The organism is Pseudomonas sp. BGA-UO-ETr-WB11 (genome assembly GCF_059567785.1).
In genome coordinates, this window is the sequence record NZ_JCAQOS010000008.1 from 837705 (window position 1) to 852743 (window position 15039).

Here is a 15039-nt window from a genome sequence, read left to right on the forward strand (position 1 = left end):
TCACGATGGCCGCTGTTTAAGACAGATGCATGAAACTAGCGTTTAGTTTCTGGCATTGGCCTGGCGCAGGCGCTCGGTAAAGTCTTCGGCGTTGATCTCGCCTATGACACGCAAGGCCTGGTGTTCGTCACCGTTGCCGGCGAACAGCATCAAAGCGGGCGGGCCAAACAACTGGTAATGGTCGAGCAGGGCGCGCTGCTCGGCATTGCTCTCGGTCATGTCGAAACGAATCAGGCGGTAATTGCCCAATTGTGCGGTCACGGCCGGCGCGGTCAGCACTTCGCGCTCGATTACTTTGCAGCTGATGCACCAATCGGCATACCAGTCCAGCAGCAGGGGCTGGCCGGCAGCCTTGGCACTGGCCAGGGCCTGGGTCAGTTCGCCGGGGGTGCGAATGGTCTGCCAGGCGTTTTGCTCAGTAACGCCGCTGGTTGTAGTCGCAGCGACCGGGCCGTTGAGGGGCCGCAGTGGGTCGCTATGGCCTTGCAGGGCACCCGTCCAGCTGCTCAGGGCGTAGACCAGCAACAGCAGGCCGACCAGTTGGCTGAGCTTCTGTCGGTGGGTTTTCGGGGTGAACTCCAGCGCGCCCAGGTACAGCGCCACGCCGCCGGCCAGCAGCCCCCACAGCGCCAGGGTCAGTGGCCCCGGCAGGACGCGATCTAGCAGCCATACCGACACTGCCAGCAGCAGCACGCCAAAGCCGTTGCGCACGCTGACCATCCAGGTCCCGGACTTGGGCAGCAGGGCGCCGCCGCCGGTGGCAAACAGCACCATGGGCGTGCCCATGCCCAGGCCGAGGATAAAGAGCTTGAGGCCGCCGCCCAAGGCATCACCGCTGCTACTGATGTACAGCAGGGCGCCGGCCAGGGGGGCCGATACGCAGGGCGAGACCAGCAGACTGGACAGCACGCCCAGCAGCGCCGCGCCCCATAGCGAACCGCCGCGCGTGTTGCCGGCGACGCGGTCGAGGCGGTCGCTGATGAAATGCGGCAGGCGCAGTTCGTAGAGGCCGAACATGGCCAGGGCAAAGACGCCGAAAAACAGCGCGAAGGGCACCAGTACCCACGGCGATTGCAGGCGTGCCTGCAGGTTCAGTTCGGCGCCGAACACGCCCATCAGGGCGCCGAGCACGGCGAAGCAGGCGGCCATCGACAGTACGTAGGCGCTGGACAGGCTGAAACCGCGCAGGCCGCCAACCTGGCCGCGCAGGACCACGCCGGAGAGAATCGGCAGCATCGGCAGCACGCACGGGGTAAACGTCAGGCCTAAACCGGCGAGAAAGAACAGCGCCAGTTCACGCCAGCTCCAGGCGTTGGCGGGGTTTGCGCTCGCAGCCGCTGGGGCGTCGCCAATGGCGAAACTCTGGGTTTCCGGCGGGTAGCACAGGCCCTTGTCGGCGCAGCCCTGGTAGGTCACCTGCAGGGTGAAGGGGCGCTGCTGCGGATTGTTCAGCGGCAACTGCACATCCAGCACGCCGTGATAAACCTCGACATCGCCGAAGTAGTCGTCGGTCTTGGCTTCGCCAGCCGGCAACACGGCCTCGCCCAGGGCGATGTCGGCCGGTTCGGTGCGGAACTGGAAGCGATGACGGTAGAGGTAATAACCGTCGGCGGCGACGAACTGCAGCTGGATGGCGCGGGCGTCGCTGTTCACCAGGCTCAGGCGAAAAGCTTCACGTACCGGCAGAAAGTCACTGCTGTTATTCAGCGGTGCGCCCAGCTTGGCGTTGGGCAGGGCGTCCAGCAGGCCGGCGCTGGCCGGCAGGGCGACGAGTAGGAGGATCAGACTCAACAGGCGGCGCATGCATGTCTCGCTCGGCAAATGTGCCGGCATGATAACGGAGACTGCCGCCGGGGAGCAGGGCTGAGGCTGTAAGAGGGCGTTACAGCCGGCCCAACGGCTGCTTTTGAGTCTGTTTACGATCTCGCGAGCTAGAGCCAGACAAGGCAAAACTGGCCGAGGGAGCGGAATTTACGAGTTGTAAATGAGCATCCGGAGGCCGGTTTTAACGCAGTATGGCCGACGCGCAGCAGATCGTAGCTCTCAGACGCGGAACGCCTGCACCGCCGTATGCAACTCACCGCCCAGCAGCAACAGCTGTTCGCCTTGCTGGCGGCTCTGGCCGATGCGCCGCAGATTGTCGCCGCCGAGGGTATGGATGCGCTCGCTGTGGCCGCGAATTTCGCTGACTGCGCCGCTCTGTTGGGCGGTGGCATCGGCGATGCGCTCGGCCATGCTGGCGATGGTGCGAATCGCAGCGACGATTTCGGCCAGGGCGCTGTCGGCGGCGGCGGCCTGATTAGCGGTGGTTTGAGCATGGACGACCTGGCTGCGCATAGCCTCCAGGGAGCTGTGCGCGGCTTGTTGCAAGCGGGCGATCAGCTGTTGGATCTCTTCGGTGGCGCCGCTGGTGCGCAGGGCAAGGGAGCGCACTTCCTCGGCCACCACGGCAAAGCCGCGGCCCATTTCGCCGGCGCGGGCAGCCTCGATGGCGGCATTCAGGGCCAGCAGGTTGGTCTGGTCGGCGATCCCGCGGATCACCGTCAGCACCTTGCCGATGGTGGCCGTTTCTTCGGCCAGGCGTTCGATCGCCTGGGCGTTGCTCTGCACTTCGCCGACCAGGCCATGCAGGCCGGTGAGGCTGTGGCCGATCACGGTCTGTCCTTGCTCCACGGCGCGCCCGGCATCGCGGCTGGCGTCGGCGGCCTGGCTGGCGTCGCCGGCCACTTGCAGGATGGTGCCTTCCAGCTCGCCGAGGGCATCGCGGATCTGTGCAGTGTCACCGGCCTGACGCTCGGCGCCGCTGTGCAGACCGCTGCTGAGGTCGGCCAGGGTGCGGCTGCTGCCGGCTACGTGTTCGGCGTGACCGCGAATGGTGCCGACCAGGTCGACCAGGTACAGGCGCAGGCGATTGAGGGACTCTTCGATATCGCGCAGCTCGCGGGTTTGCGCCTGCAGTTGCACTTCGCCGCTGAAGTCGCCGGCGGCCCAGGCCGACAGTGCCGGCACCAGGCGATGAAGGACATTGGTCAGGCGGCGCTGGATGGTGTCGATGGTCAAGGCGATCAGCAGGATCAAACCGATCATCAGGCCCTGCAGCAATTGCACCTGGCCTTGAATCTCGCCGTATTGAGCGCGGACCTGCGGCTCAATGGCGGCCAGGGCCTGTTGCAGGGCGCCGACTTTCGCTTGGGTGCTGCCGGCCAGCTCCTGGCGCTGCTCGATCAGTGTGCGGGTGCGTTGCAGTTCGGCAGGGTAGCGTTGCAGCAGGCTGCTGAACTCGCGCTTGAGGGCGATGCCTTGATCTTCTTCAGGCTGACTGCTGGTCTCGCTGTCGAGGCCGAGCAGGGCGCTAAAATCGGTGCTGTCGTCACTCTTCTGTGCACTGACGCCGAGCAGGGGCAGGTCGTTGAGGCGCTGGGCCTGCTGATTGAGCTGGCTCAGTTCGTGCTCAACCTCGCTGCGCAGCTCGCTGCGGCCGCTGCTCACCAGTTTGCCGCGGGCATGGCTCAAGCGGATGAGGTGCTGGGCGGCCTGGAACAGTGGTGCGCGGTACGTGCTGCCGTCGTTGCTGCTGTCGGCGTAAGCGGACAACTGTTCCAGGGCTCCGCTCATTTCGCGCTCAGCCTGCAGCAACAAGCCTTGCGGATCGCCGGCCAGTTTGCCGGCGGCGAGCAAGTCGTTGGCGGTAAAGTCCTGCAGCTCCAGCAAGCTGGGCTTTAGGTCGGTGGCCAAGTCGCTCGGCAGGCTGTCGAGCTCGCCAGCAAATTGGCCGATGGCCTTGGTGGCCGCGCTGTGGCGCAGGGCGTCGCCGTTGGCCAGGTAGTCATGGATGTTTTGTGCCACGTCCTGCTGGAAGCTCTGCGACAGGCTCAGGTAGCGCGCCATCAACTGGTAGGGGCGCTCCAGGGCTTGCTGCGACCACCAGAGGGTGGCGCCCAGCGCCAGGCAGACGCCGATCAGTAGCAGGGTGTTGAGATTGGTAAGCAGTTTCAGGCGCATCCTGACCTCGGCACGCGAAGTGGCGTTAGGCCAGCACCATATGACTATTTTGTTGCAGCTTGATTACAGCCCTTGGGGCTCAGGCAGGGTACACCGCGCTGCGGTTGCGGCCGCTGTGCTTGGCTTCGTACAGGGCCTCGTCGGCGCGTTTGGACAAGGTTTTGCTGTCGACACCTTCGTGCAGTTCGGCGATGCCGCAGCTGAAGGTGCAGGACAGGTCCATCGGTTGGGCCGGGTAGCTGATTTCGGCAAAGCGCTGGCGGATTTCGTCGAGCACCTTGAGTGCAGTGGCCGCGTCGGTGTCGGGTAGTACCACGGCGAACTCTTCGCCACCGTAACGGCCGATATGGTCGGTCTTGCGCAGGCGCTGCTTGAGAAACAGCGCCAGGCTCTTGATCACCCGATCGCCCATGGGGTGGCCGTAGGTGTCGTTGACCTTCTTGAAGAAGTCGATGTCGAGCATCGCAAAGCTCAGCGGCGTGTCGCTGCGCCGTGCCCGCGAGCGTGCATCTTCGAGCAGCTGCAGGGTGTGGGTGTGATTGAACAGGCCAGTCAGGCTGTCTCGCACCATGCGCGAGCGCAGGCTGCGGGCGCGTCCTGCACGGTTGCGCACGGTGGCAATCAGGTGGCGCGGTTTGATCGGCTTGGTGAGGAAGTCGTCACCGCCTTCGCTCATGGCATCCAGCTGTTTGTCGAGGTCGTCCTCGGCTGACAGGTAAATGATCGGCACGCTGACGTAGCGGTCGTTATGGCGGATCACCTTGGCCAGCTCGGTGCCGCTGCAAGCCGGCATGTACATGTCGAGAATAATCAGGTCCGGTTGAAAATCAGCCAGTGCCGCCATCGCCTGCAGCGGCTCGGTCAGGGTGTGGGTGAGGATGCCAGCACTGTTGAGTACGCGCTCGGTGTGGGTCGCTTGGGCCCGCGAGTCATCGACGATCAGCACTTTATAGGGGTCGTACTGGCTGACGTGGGTGAGGGTCTCGATCCGCTCCAGCAGGCAGGACGCATCCAGTATGCCGGTGAAGAATTCGCGGCCCCCGGCGCGCACGGCGGCCAGGCGCGTTGGCGTGTCGGTCTCTTCCTGGCTGAAGAACAGCAGCGGCAGTTTTTGCTCCAGGCTGTTTTGCACGTCTTCGGCCAGGCGCAGGCCGCAGCCCTGGCCGGCAAAGTCGATGTCCATGAGAATGGCCGCTGGATGGCGTTCGGTCATCGCCGAGCGAAAGCCGTTGGCGGTGTCCAGGGCTTGCGCCTGCAGGCCGAAGGATTGCAGTTGCTGGCACAGGCGCTGGCCCTGCACGGCATCCTGTAGCGCCAGGTACACCGGCTTGCGCAGCGCGGGCAGGGGCGTTTGCTCGAGCTGGTCGCTGTGCCGCAGGCCGGTGCGTGAAAGGCGCTGCATCAACTGGTTGAGCTGACTGATCAGCTCGCTGTTGAGGCGTCCGCGATTGGCTTCTACCGCTGCCAGGCAGTGTTGGATGGCCTCTGCCAGTTGGCTGTGCTCGGCCTGCTCAAAGCGCTGGGCGTAGCGCAGCAATAGCAGGTTGGCTTCGCTCAGCTCGGCCATTTCCTCGGCATTCCACTCGCTGCACTGCAGGCGTTGCCAGACCTCCAGGGCTTGCCTGGCCTGATGCGTCACGCGCTGGGCGAAGTGGTGCTTGATGCGGTCGCGACTGGGGTCTTCTGGCTCGGTCATGGTTCGCTGGCAGGTGGCTGTGGCGATGGCAGGGTGGTGATGGCGCTATGCTGGCACAGGATAGTGGCAGTGATAGTGCCGTCGATCAATTGGCGTCATCCTTTTGTCTGTTTCTGCTGGACGCCGGCGCCGAGCATGGGCTGCCAACGCTAAGTTTGCCGTGATGCGCTGCGCATCGGCTAGCGCTTCCCTTATAGTGCGGGTACGCGCAGTGGCAGATGCCGCCGCTGCCCAAACCCTTTCATGCAGCAAATCAAGGACATGGCCATGCTGGACTGGAAAAACCGCAAGAATGACCTGCGCGGTCGGGTCGACGACTCGGTCGACGATGTGCGCAGTTACCTCGGAGGCCTGTGGCTAAGCCGCGCCCTCGGCGGCCTGTTGGGACTGTATTTGCTGGCTGCTCTGGTGGTGGGCTGGTACTGGAGCCAGGAGCCGGCGCTGTTCCCGGTGCAGCAGAATGCCAAGGCCGCGGCCGAGTTGGCCCAGCGCCCGCTGGTCAGTGGCTACACCACGGTGGAAACCGTGAAGAGCGTGGCCAGCACCCTGCTCGACAAGGATGGCGGCTATTTGTCCAACGACCTAGCGCCGCCGGGCCTGTGGCTGGACAACATGCCAAGCTGGGAATACGGCGTGCTGGTGCAGGTGCGCGACGTTGTGCGTGCCCTGCGTAAGGACTTTGCCCGTTCCCAGTCGCAGTCCACCGAAGACCCGGATCTGGCCAAGGCCGAGCCGCGCTTCAACTTCGACAACAAGAGCTGGGCCCTGCCGGCCACGGAGGCCGAGTACCGCGAAGGGATCAAATCCCTGGACCGCTACCAGACCCGTTTGGCCGACCCGAGTCAGCCCAATGCCCAGTTCTATACCCGCGCCGACAACCTGAATAACTGGCTGGGTGATGTTGCCACCCGTCTTGGTTCGCTGTCCCAGCGCCTGTCGGCCAGCGTCGGCCGCGTGCGCCTGAACACCGACCTCAAGGGCGATTCTGCGCTGGCCTCGGGTGAAGCGCCGCTGGTTAGCGAGGAAGTGGTAAAAACCCCGTGGCTGCAGATCGACAACGTGTTCTACGAAGCCCGTGGCCAGGCCTGGGCGCTGTCGCACCTGCTGCGCGCCATCGAGGTGGACTTTGCCGACGTGCTGGCGAAGAAGAACGCTACCGTCAGCGTGCGGCAGATCATCCGTGAGCTGGAGGCCGCCCAGGAACCACTGTGGAGCCCGATGATTCTCAACGGCAGCGGTTATGGCGTGCTGGCCAATCACTCGCTGGTGATGGCCAACTACATCTCCCGTGCTAACGCCGCGATCATCGACCTGCGCACCTTGCTGACTCAAGGCTGAGTCATGCCCAACTGCGACCAAGAGGCGGCCCATCGCGCCGCCTCGGATGCCGAGCTGATCGCTTGGGTTGATGAGGCCGATCAGCTGCTGGGCAGCTTGCCGCGAGCCGAACTGCGCGCCCGCGGGCTGGTCGGTCGTGGCACCTTTATCCTGCTGTTTAATTCCGCTGGTGAGTTGTGCGTGCATCAGCGCACGTTCAGCAAGGCGCTGTATCCCGGTTACTGGGATGTAGCCGCCGGCGGCATGGTGCTGGCGGCGGAGAGCTATGCCGAGTCGGCCGCGCGGGAACTGGCGGAAGAACTGGGCATCGCCGATGTGGCCCTGCGCGAGCACGGCCGCTTCTACTTCGAGCAGCCGGATAATCGCCTCTGGTGCGGTGTGTTTTCTGCCGTCTCTGACGCGCCATTGCAGTTGCAGGCGGAAGAAGTGCTGCAGGCGCGCTTTGTGCCGATCGAGGCGGCGTTGGCCGATGCCGCCGTTCAGCCTTACTGCCCGGACTCGCTGGTGGCGCTCAAGCGTTATCTGACGGCGATGGGTTGAGCCATTACCGCGCCCCGACGAGGATGCGTAGGAGCGGCTTTAGCCGCGAACAAATGCACACTTTGCAAAAGCTTCGCGGCTGAAGCCGCTCCTACGTCCCCCCCCGGCGCATGACCACTGAATAGGATAGGCAGGCCACATGCCGGCCCTTTGTGCAGGATTTGCAGGCGTTGCGTGCAGCATCTTGCACGTTGCGCGGGTGGCGTCGCCAATCCGCTCGGCAATGACGCAATCGGCCTATTAGCACGCGGCTTTTTTGCCGTTACACTGCGCGCCCTCGAACCGCAGACCTTGTTGCAGTTCGTTTGCGCTGCCCCTGCCAGAGTGGGGCTTCGCGGTCGGCATTTGCCGGCCAGTCGCTTTCAGATATGCCCTTGCCAACCTCAATTGCTGCATATCTTCTGACCCCCGCGAGGACCTGCCCGTGGTCAAGAAAGCTGCCGCCCTCAGCGGCTTGGTGTATTCCACCGACAGCGGCCGGCATTGCCCGGACTGCAGCCAGCCGGTGGCCGCCTGTACCTGCAAACAAAGCCAGATTCCCGACGGCGATGGTATCGCCCGTGTGCGCCGCGAAAGCAAAGGCCGTGGCGGCAAAACGGTAACCACCATCAGCGGCGTGCCGCTGGCCCTCGATGACCTCACGGCGTTGGCCACGGCGTTGAAGAAACGCTGCGGCTGCGGCGGCGCGCTGAAGGACGGAGTGATCGAGATTCAGGGTGATCACGTCGACCTGCTGCTGGCCGAACTGACCGCCCGCGGCTTTCGCACGAAGAAATCCGGCGGTTAAGTCCCGTTTTTCTAAACTTTCTCCTGGCGATTGAGTCCACTCGCCAGGAATCGTCATTTCCGTTCGCTACTTTGCTACTGCTCTTGCCGCGCAGGCAGGCGCCTTTATTGCCCCAGGGAGACCACGATGCCCGTACGACGCACACGTAAAGATGACGGCAGCCAATGGACAGTCGCGGACAGTCGCAGCGTCTACGGCATTCGCCATTGGGGCGCCGGTTACTTCGCCATCAATGAAGCGGGTCGCGTCGAAGTGCGCCCCAACGGCCCGCAGAGCGCGCCGATTGACCTCTATGAGCAGGTCGACGAGCTGCGCAAGACGGGTCTGTCGCTGCCCTTGCTGGTGCGCTTCCCGGATATCTTGCAGGACCGCGTGCGTCAGCTCACCGGTGCTTTCGATGCCAACATCGCCCGCCTTGAGTACCAGAGCCAGTACACCGCCCTGTACCCGATCAAGGTCAACCAGCAGGAGGCAGTGATCGAAAACATCATCGCCACCCAAAATGTCTCCATCGGCCTCGAAGCCGGCTCCAAGCCTGAGCTGCTGGCCGTGCTGGCGCTGGCGCCGAAGGGCGGCACTATCGTCTGCAACGGTTACAAGGACCGCGAATTTATCCGCCTGGCGCTGATGGGCCAGAAGCTCGGCCACAACGTCTTTATCGTCATCGAGAAAGAGTCCGAAGTGCAGCTGGTGATCGACGAGGCCGCCGAACTCAAGGTGGTGCCCCAGGTCGGCCTGCGCGTGCGCCTGTCCTCGCTGGCGTCGAGCAAGTGGGCCGACACCGGTGGTGAGAAGTCCAAGTTCGGCCTGTCGGCGGCGCAGCTATTGTCCGTGGTCGAGCGCTTCCGCAAGGCCGGTCTGGACCAGGGCATCCGTCTGCTGCACTTCCACATGGGCTCGCAGATCGCCAACCTGGCCGACTACCAGCACGGCTTCAAGGAAGCCATCCGCTATTACGGCGAGCTGCGCGCCCTCGGCCTGCCGGTCGACCATATCGACGTCGGCGGCGGCCTGGGTGTGGACTACGACGGTACCCATTCGCGCAACGCCAGCTCGATCAACTACGACATGGACGACTACGCCGGTGTGGTCGTGGGCATGTTGAAAGAGTTCTGCGATGCCCAGGCGCTGCCCCATCCGCACATCTTCTCCGAGAGCGGCCGCTCGCTGACCGCCCACCACGCCATGCTGGTGGTCCAGGTTACCGATGTGGAAAAGCACAACGACCAGATCCCGCAGATCGAAGATGTCACCAGCCTGCCGGAAACCGTGCGTTATCTGGTTGAGCTGCTCGGCCCGACTGATATCGAGATGGTCACCGAAACCTACTGGCGCGCCACCCACTATATGAGCGACGTGGCGGCTCAGTATGCGGATGGCAAGATCAGCCTGACCGAGAAGGCCCTGGCCGAGCAGTGCTACTTCGCCGTGTGCCGCCGCCTGCACAACTCGCTCAAGGCCCGGCAGCGCTCGCACCGCCAGGTGCTGGATGAACTCAACGACAAGCTCGCGGATAAATACATCTGCAACTTCTCGGTATTCCAGAGCCTGCCGGACACCTGGGCGATTGGCCAGGTGCTGCCGATTCTGCCGCTGCACCGCCTCGACGAAGAGCCGCTGCGTCGCGCCGTGCTGCAGGACCTGACCTGCGACTCCGACGGCAAGATCAAGCAATACGTCGACGAGCAGAGCATCGAGACCAGCCTGCCGGTGCACGAAGTGCGCGAGGGTGAGGACTACCTGTTGGGCATCTTCTTGGTCGGCGCCTACCAGGAAATTCTCGGTGACATGCACAACCTGTTCGGTGACACCGACTCGGTGAACATCTACCAGAACAGCGACGGTAGCGTGTACCACGCCGGCATCGAAACCCACGACACCATCGAGGACATGCTGCGCTATGTGCACCTGTCACCCGAGGAGCTGATGACCCACTACCGCGACAAGGTCGCCAGCGCCAAACTCAGCGCGCGCGAACGCACCCAGTACCTGGATGCCCTGCGTTTGGGGCTGACGCGCTCGTCGTATTTGTCGAGCTAGCATCGTTAGCGGCATAAAAAAGCCCGACCAAGTGTCGGGCTTTTTTATGCCGGCAGACTAATGCGGCCCTTTGGGCGCCTGAATATGATTTTGATTCTCTTTTAACGATTTTTCGACCTTTCTCCGCGCACTCTGCAGGCGTTACATCTTGTTACCTCTCGCTCTACTTCCTTGCGCCTTCCCTGCCGATTCGGCGGTACGAGAGGTGTGAGCAGCGGTTAACAATTTGTGTGCTCAGCCACTTCTCTCGCATATCAGGTGTCTCACGTAATGAGCATGAATAAGCTGCCGCAAATCACCTTGGCTTTCTGGGTGATGAAGATTTGCGCCACCACCCTTGGCGAAACCGCCGGTGATCTGCTGTCAATGACGTTGAATGTGGGCTACGCCATGAGCTCGCTGATTTTGCTCAGCGCATTTTTGGTGACCCTGGGTTTGCAATTGCTTTCCAAGAGCCACAACCCGCTTCTGTACTGGATCGTGATCCTGTCTACCAGTACGGCGGGAACCACCATGTCGGACTTTATGGACCGCACGCTGGGGCTGGGTTATGCCACGGGATCGGCGATTCTGATCTGCATGTTGGTGAGCATTTTTGCCATCTGGCGCCTGAGTGAGAAGAGTCTGTCAGTCGACAGCATTCATACCACCAAGGGCGAGTTGTTTTATTGGACGGCGATTTTGATCTCCAACACGCTGGGGACGGCTTTGGGTGACTACCTGGCGGATGATTCGGGGCTTGGCTTCGCCGGTGGTGCGCTGCTGATCGGTTCGGCCATTGCGTTGGTCGTACTGGCCAAGTTTTACACCAAGATTTCTACGGTACTGCTGTTCTGGCTGGCGTTTGTGCTGACGCGTCCGTTCGGTGCCACGCTTGGCGACTTCCTTACCAAGCCATTCGACAAAGGTGGTCTGGACTTCGGTACCGTCGGTTCGTCCCTGGTATTGGCTGCGGTGCTGGTGGTGTTGGTGGCTTACGCAAGCTATCGGCATAAGCGTCGCGACATCGAGCCGCTGGTGGGTGAAGCGGCTTAACTTGGTAGCAGCCAGCACTTAAAGGACCGTAGGATGGGTTAGCCGCGCCGCGGCGTAACCCATCACGCGATCAGTGCCAATGCAGATGATGCGGTGATGGGTATCGCTGCGCTCAACCCATCCTACGGGCTCGCGTTACGTTAAGCGGTCAGTCATTCTCGTGAGCGCTTGCTGGCCTGCAGTGTGTAGCTGAGCGGCGCGCGCCAGCGGTCACGATCCAGGCGCCATTCGCCATGATCGTCACAGCTCATTTGCCCCGGCAGCGCCTCCCAGGGAATGCTGTCGTGTTCCACCAGGCCGGTGATCTGCATGCCGTGATTGAGCAGTGCGCTGATAATCTCGCCCAGGCCATGATTCCATTCATGGGTGATCGTGGCGGTTAGCCGTCCATCAGTCTCGACATAGGTTTGCTCACTGTCCAAGACCAGAGGTGTTTCCCGCTCGAAGTAGGCGTGCTCGATCACCAGCGCGTCTTGCCGGTCGTCGTTGAGGGCATACAGAACAGGGTGGCCTTCGCGAATAAACAGGCGGCCGCCAGGTTTCAGTAGGCTGGCGACTGCGTTGGCCCAGCGCTCGATGCTGGGCAACCAATTCAGCGCGCCTATGCCGGTGTAGACGAGGTCGAACGACTCGCGGGGCAGAGCCTCTGCCGCCTCGAACACATTGGCCTCGACAAAATTGAGGTTGGCGCCCGCGCGCTGCGCGAGTAAGCGGGCCTGGACGATGGCGGCGGGAGAGAAATCCAGCCCCGTCATGTGCGCGCCCAGGCGTGCCAGCGAGAGGGTGTCAGTGCCGATATGGCATTGCAGGTGCACGGCCCTGGCGCCCGAAATATCGCCCAGCAAGGGCAGATCGAAGCGCACCACTTCGGAGAGGCGCGTAGGGTCATCCACCAGCGCCTGGGTTTCATAGTCCGCTGATGCCGCGTGCAACGGCGCGCGCTCGTCCCAATTGGCTTTGTTCAGGATTATGTAGTCACTCATGATCAAGACTCCGTTCTTGTCTGTGGGCATGTCGGGCGCTAATCGTAGGGCGGGTGCACCACCAGCATGCCGTTATGCGTTTGGATTGCAGCGGATTAGTGATGTGGATTTCACATGCGTGTAGACCTGCTCCTGCAACTAATCAGTTATATGGCATTTCTTTCGCCAAAAACTCGTCTATGGCTTTAAGCGGGTGTTCAGCCATTTCCCGCGTCAGTGCTTGTCCTGCTTCTATCTCTTTGGCGGTCATTTGCGAGAGGTATAAATCGCGGTTTTCTTCGGCATTGACAAAGTGTGTCTTGGCGGACGCGAGGTTGCAGAGCGCATAAGCCACGATACGATTCGGCGGCACACCGCTGCCGCGGCCGTACATCACTCCGAGGTTGGATTGCGCTTCGGCAAGCCCCTGCTCTGCGGCCAGGCGGTACCACTTTAGGGCTTGCTCGTAACTTTGAGGTACACCTTGGCTGTGCTGGTACATGGCGCCGAGGTTGGATTGTGCGAGGGCATTGCCTTGCTCGGCGGCCAAACGGTACCACTTGAGGGATTGCTGGTAGTCCTGCGACACGCCCTGGCCTTGGTTGTACAGCATGCCAAGGATGAGTTGTGCTTCGGCATTGCCTTGTTCAGCCGCGAGGCGATACCACTTAACGGCTTCTTGATGGTCTTGTGCTACGCCTTTGCCCGCATAGTACATGCGGCCCAGACTAAGCTGCCCTTCGGCCAGTCCCTGCGCTGCGGCGAGGCGAAACAGTTTGATGGCGGTTTGATGGTTTGGCGAAATACCTTGGCCTTGCGTGTACATCTGGCCGAGGTTGGCTTGTGCGTTGGCGTCGCCCTGTTCAGCCGCGCGGCTGAACCACATCAATGCCTCTTTGTCGTCCTGTGCTACGCCTTGGCCGTTGAGATACATCCAGCCAAGATTGGATTGTGCCTTAGCAAAGCCCTGGTCCGCGGCGAGGCGCATCCACTGGGTTGCGGTTTTAGCGTCGCGTGTTACGCCTTGGCCTTTTTTGTACATCACGCCAAGGTTTGACTGCGCTGTAGCATCACCTTGTTCTGCGGCGTGGCGCAGCCATTTGACCGCCGCTGCGTAGTCCTGCGGTACGCCTTGGCCGCTCGTGTACATCACAGCGAGATTGTATTGCGCGGGGACATATCCCTGGTCGGCGGCGAGGCGAAACCATCTAACCGCTTCCTTGGAATCCTGCGCTACGCCTAGACCGCTGTTGAATGCTGCGCCGAGGTTGTGTTGCGCGCGAGGCAGTCCCTGTGTGGCGGCACGACGAACCCACTTGAGCGCTTCTTGGTAGTCTTGGGTTGTGCCTTGGCCCGTCATATACATGTTGCTTAGGTAATGCTGCGCTATTGCATTGCCCTGCTCGGCGGCGAGCCGATACAACTTAAGGGCTTGCTTGGCATCCTGTGATACGCCTTGGCCTTCTGCATACATTTGCCCTAGGCGCAATTGTGCAACAGCATCGCCTTGTTCAGCAGCGAGGCGATAGCGTTTGATTGTCTGTGGGTTGTCCTGTTCTGCGGCGGCACCCGCACCGTGCATTGAGGCAAGTTTCTTTTGCGCCCAGGTGAAATCCTGCTCGGCGGCAAGGCGATACCATTTGATGGCTTCCACTTGGTCTCGCGGCACACCTTGGCCGTTTTCGTATAACCAGCCGAGGTTGGATTGTGCGGAGGGGATATTCTGTTCTGCGGCGCGGCGATACCACTGGAAGGCCGCGTTGTAATCCTGCGACACGCCTTTGCCATCACGGTAGCTATCGCCAAGTCTATTTTGTGCCCAGGCATCTTTTTGCTGCGCGGCGAGGCGATACCATTTGAGCGCCTCCGCGAAGCTCTGCGGTACACCTTGGCCGTTTTCGTACATTAGCCCGATGTTTGATTGTGCTTCGGCACTTCCGTGCTCGGCCGCCCTGCGATACCACTTAATGGCTTCTTGGTAGTCTTGCGGCACACCTTTGCCATCGCGGTAGGCCGCGCCAATACCGTTTTGCGCCCGAACATCGCCTCGCTCGGCGGCGATGCGTCGCAGTTTTGCCGGATCTTTCTCGCCCTCTTGCCCCCGGTTTTCATGGCCAGCTATAGGTTTTAACTTGGCTTGCGCAGCGACATTTCCCTGTTGGGCGGCAAGGCGATACCACTGAGTGGCCTGCTCCTCATCTTGCTGTACGCCTTGACCGTGCTGGTAGATCTGCCCAAGGTCGTACTGCGCCTGAGCTAAGCCTTGCATAGCGGCAAGGCGAGTCCAGTGATAGCTTTCTGTTTGGTCCTGCGGTACGCCTTGCCCCGTCATGAACATCTCGCCAAGGCGCCGTTGTGCGTCGGCATCGCCTTGCTCTGCCGCACGGCGATACCACTTGCTGGCGACTTGATAGTCCTGCTTCACGCCCTTTCCCAGGTCATATAACCAGGCAAGTTTGGCTTGTGCGTCAGCATGGCCCTGTTCGGCTAAAGGCTGCCACTCGCGCAAGGCCGCGTTGAAATCGCCTAATGCTGCCGCAGTTAAACCTTGGCTAACGCCAGCATGGGCCGTATGCAGTGCGCCAGTGAGGGCAATGCACAGCAGCGTATTGCGGATAAGCATGAGCAACTTCCTTGTT

The 15039-nt window shown here is 61.9% G+C and carries 9 protein-coding genes and 1 pseudogene; 5 read left to right on the forward strand and 5 right to left on the reverse strand.

The features are described from left to right. Positions 1-42: 42 nt before the first annotated feature. The 3 genes and pseudogenes from AC56DI_RS17415 to AC56DI_RS17425 form a co-directional block, all read right to left on the reverse strand. On the reverse strand, positions 43-1803 hold the full coding sequence (locus AC56DI_RS17415) for a protein-disulfide reductase DsbD (RefSeq protein WP_496347264.1): 1761 nt from the start codon (positions 1801-1803) through the stop codon (positions 43-45). Positions 1804-2043: 240 nt separating this feature from the next. Beyond that, positions 2044-2559, reverse strand: a pseudogene (locus AC56DI_RS17420) (methyl-accepting chemotaxis protein); the annotation flags it as partial. 1522 nt (positions 2560-4081) lie between these two features. Then, on the reverse strand, positions 4082-5698 hold the full coding sequence (locus tag AC56DI_RS17425; protein WP_496347265.1) for a diguanylate cyclase: 1617 nt from the start codon (positions 5696-5698) through the stop codon (positions 4082-4084). Positions 5699-5965: 267 nt separating this feature from the next. On the opposite strand from AC56DI_RS17425, the gene AC56DI_RS17430 reads away from it, so the two are divergent. From AC56DI_RS17430 to AC56DI_RS17450, 5 genes are all read left to right on the forward strand, one after another. Then, positions 5966-7036 carry a DUF2333 family protein gene (locus AC56DI_RS17430; protein ID WP_496347542.1) on the forward strand — a complete coding sequence of 357 codons (1071 nt, stop codon included), beginning with the start codon at positions 5966-5968 and terminating at the stop codon, positions 7034-7036. A gap of 3 nt (positions 7037-7039) precedes the next feature. Beyond that, positions 7040-7576: an NUDIX hydrolase gene (locus AC56DI_RS17435; RefSeq protein ID WP_496347266.1), complete on the forward strand. Its 537-nt coding sequence runs from the start codon at positions 7040-7042 to the stop codon at positions 7574-7576. A 424-nt stretch (positions 7577-8000) separates the two neighbouring features. Then, positions 8001-8363, forward strand: coding sequence for a translation initiation factor Sui1 (locus AC56DI_RS17440; protein WP_496347267.1), 363 nt, complete (start codon positions 8001-8003; stop codon positions 8361-8363). A gap of 126 nt (positions 8364-8489) precedes the next feature. Then, a complete protein-coding gene (gene speA, locus AC56DI_RS17445) occupies positions 8490-10403 on the forward strand; it encodes an arginine decarboxylase (protein WP_496347268.1) in 1914 nt (637 codons plus the stop codon). 276 nt (positions 10404-10679) lie between these two features. Beyond that, the gene (locus AC56DI_RS17450) at positions 10680-11438 is read left to right on the forward strand and encodes a COG4705 family protein (RefSeq protein WP_496347543.1); all 759 of its coding nucleotides are present in this window, start codon (positions 10680-10682) and stop codon (positions 11436-11438) included. Between the two features lie 152 nt (positions 11439-11590). Here AC56DI_RS17450 and AC56DI_RS17455 read toward each other — a convergent pair whose 3' ends face one another. Both AC56DI_RS17455 and AC56DI_RS17460 read right to left on the reverse strand, forming a co-directional pair. Then, positions 11591-12421, reverse strand: coding sequence for a class I SAM-dependent methyltransferase (locus AC56DI_RS17455; RefSeq protein WP_496347269.1), 831 nt, complete (start codon positions 12419-12421; stop codon positions 11591-11593). A gap of 142 nt (positions 12422-12563) precedes the next feature. Further along, positions 12564-15023, reverse strand: coding sequence for a tetratricopeptide repeat protein (locus tag AC56DI_RS17460; protein ID WP_496347270.1), 2460 nt, complete (start codon positions 15021-15023; stop codon positions 12564-12566). Positions 15024-15039 lie beyond the last annotated feature (16 nt).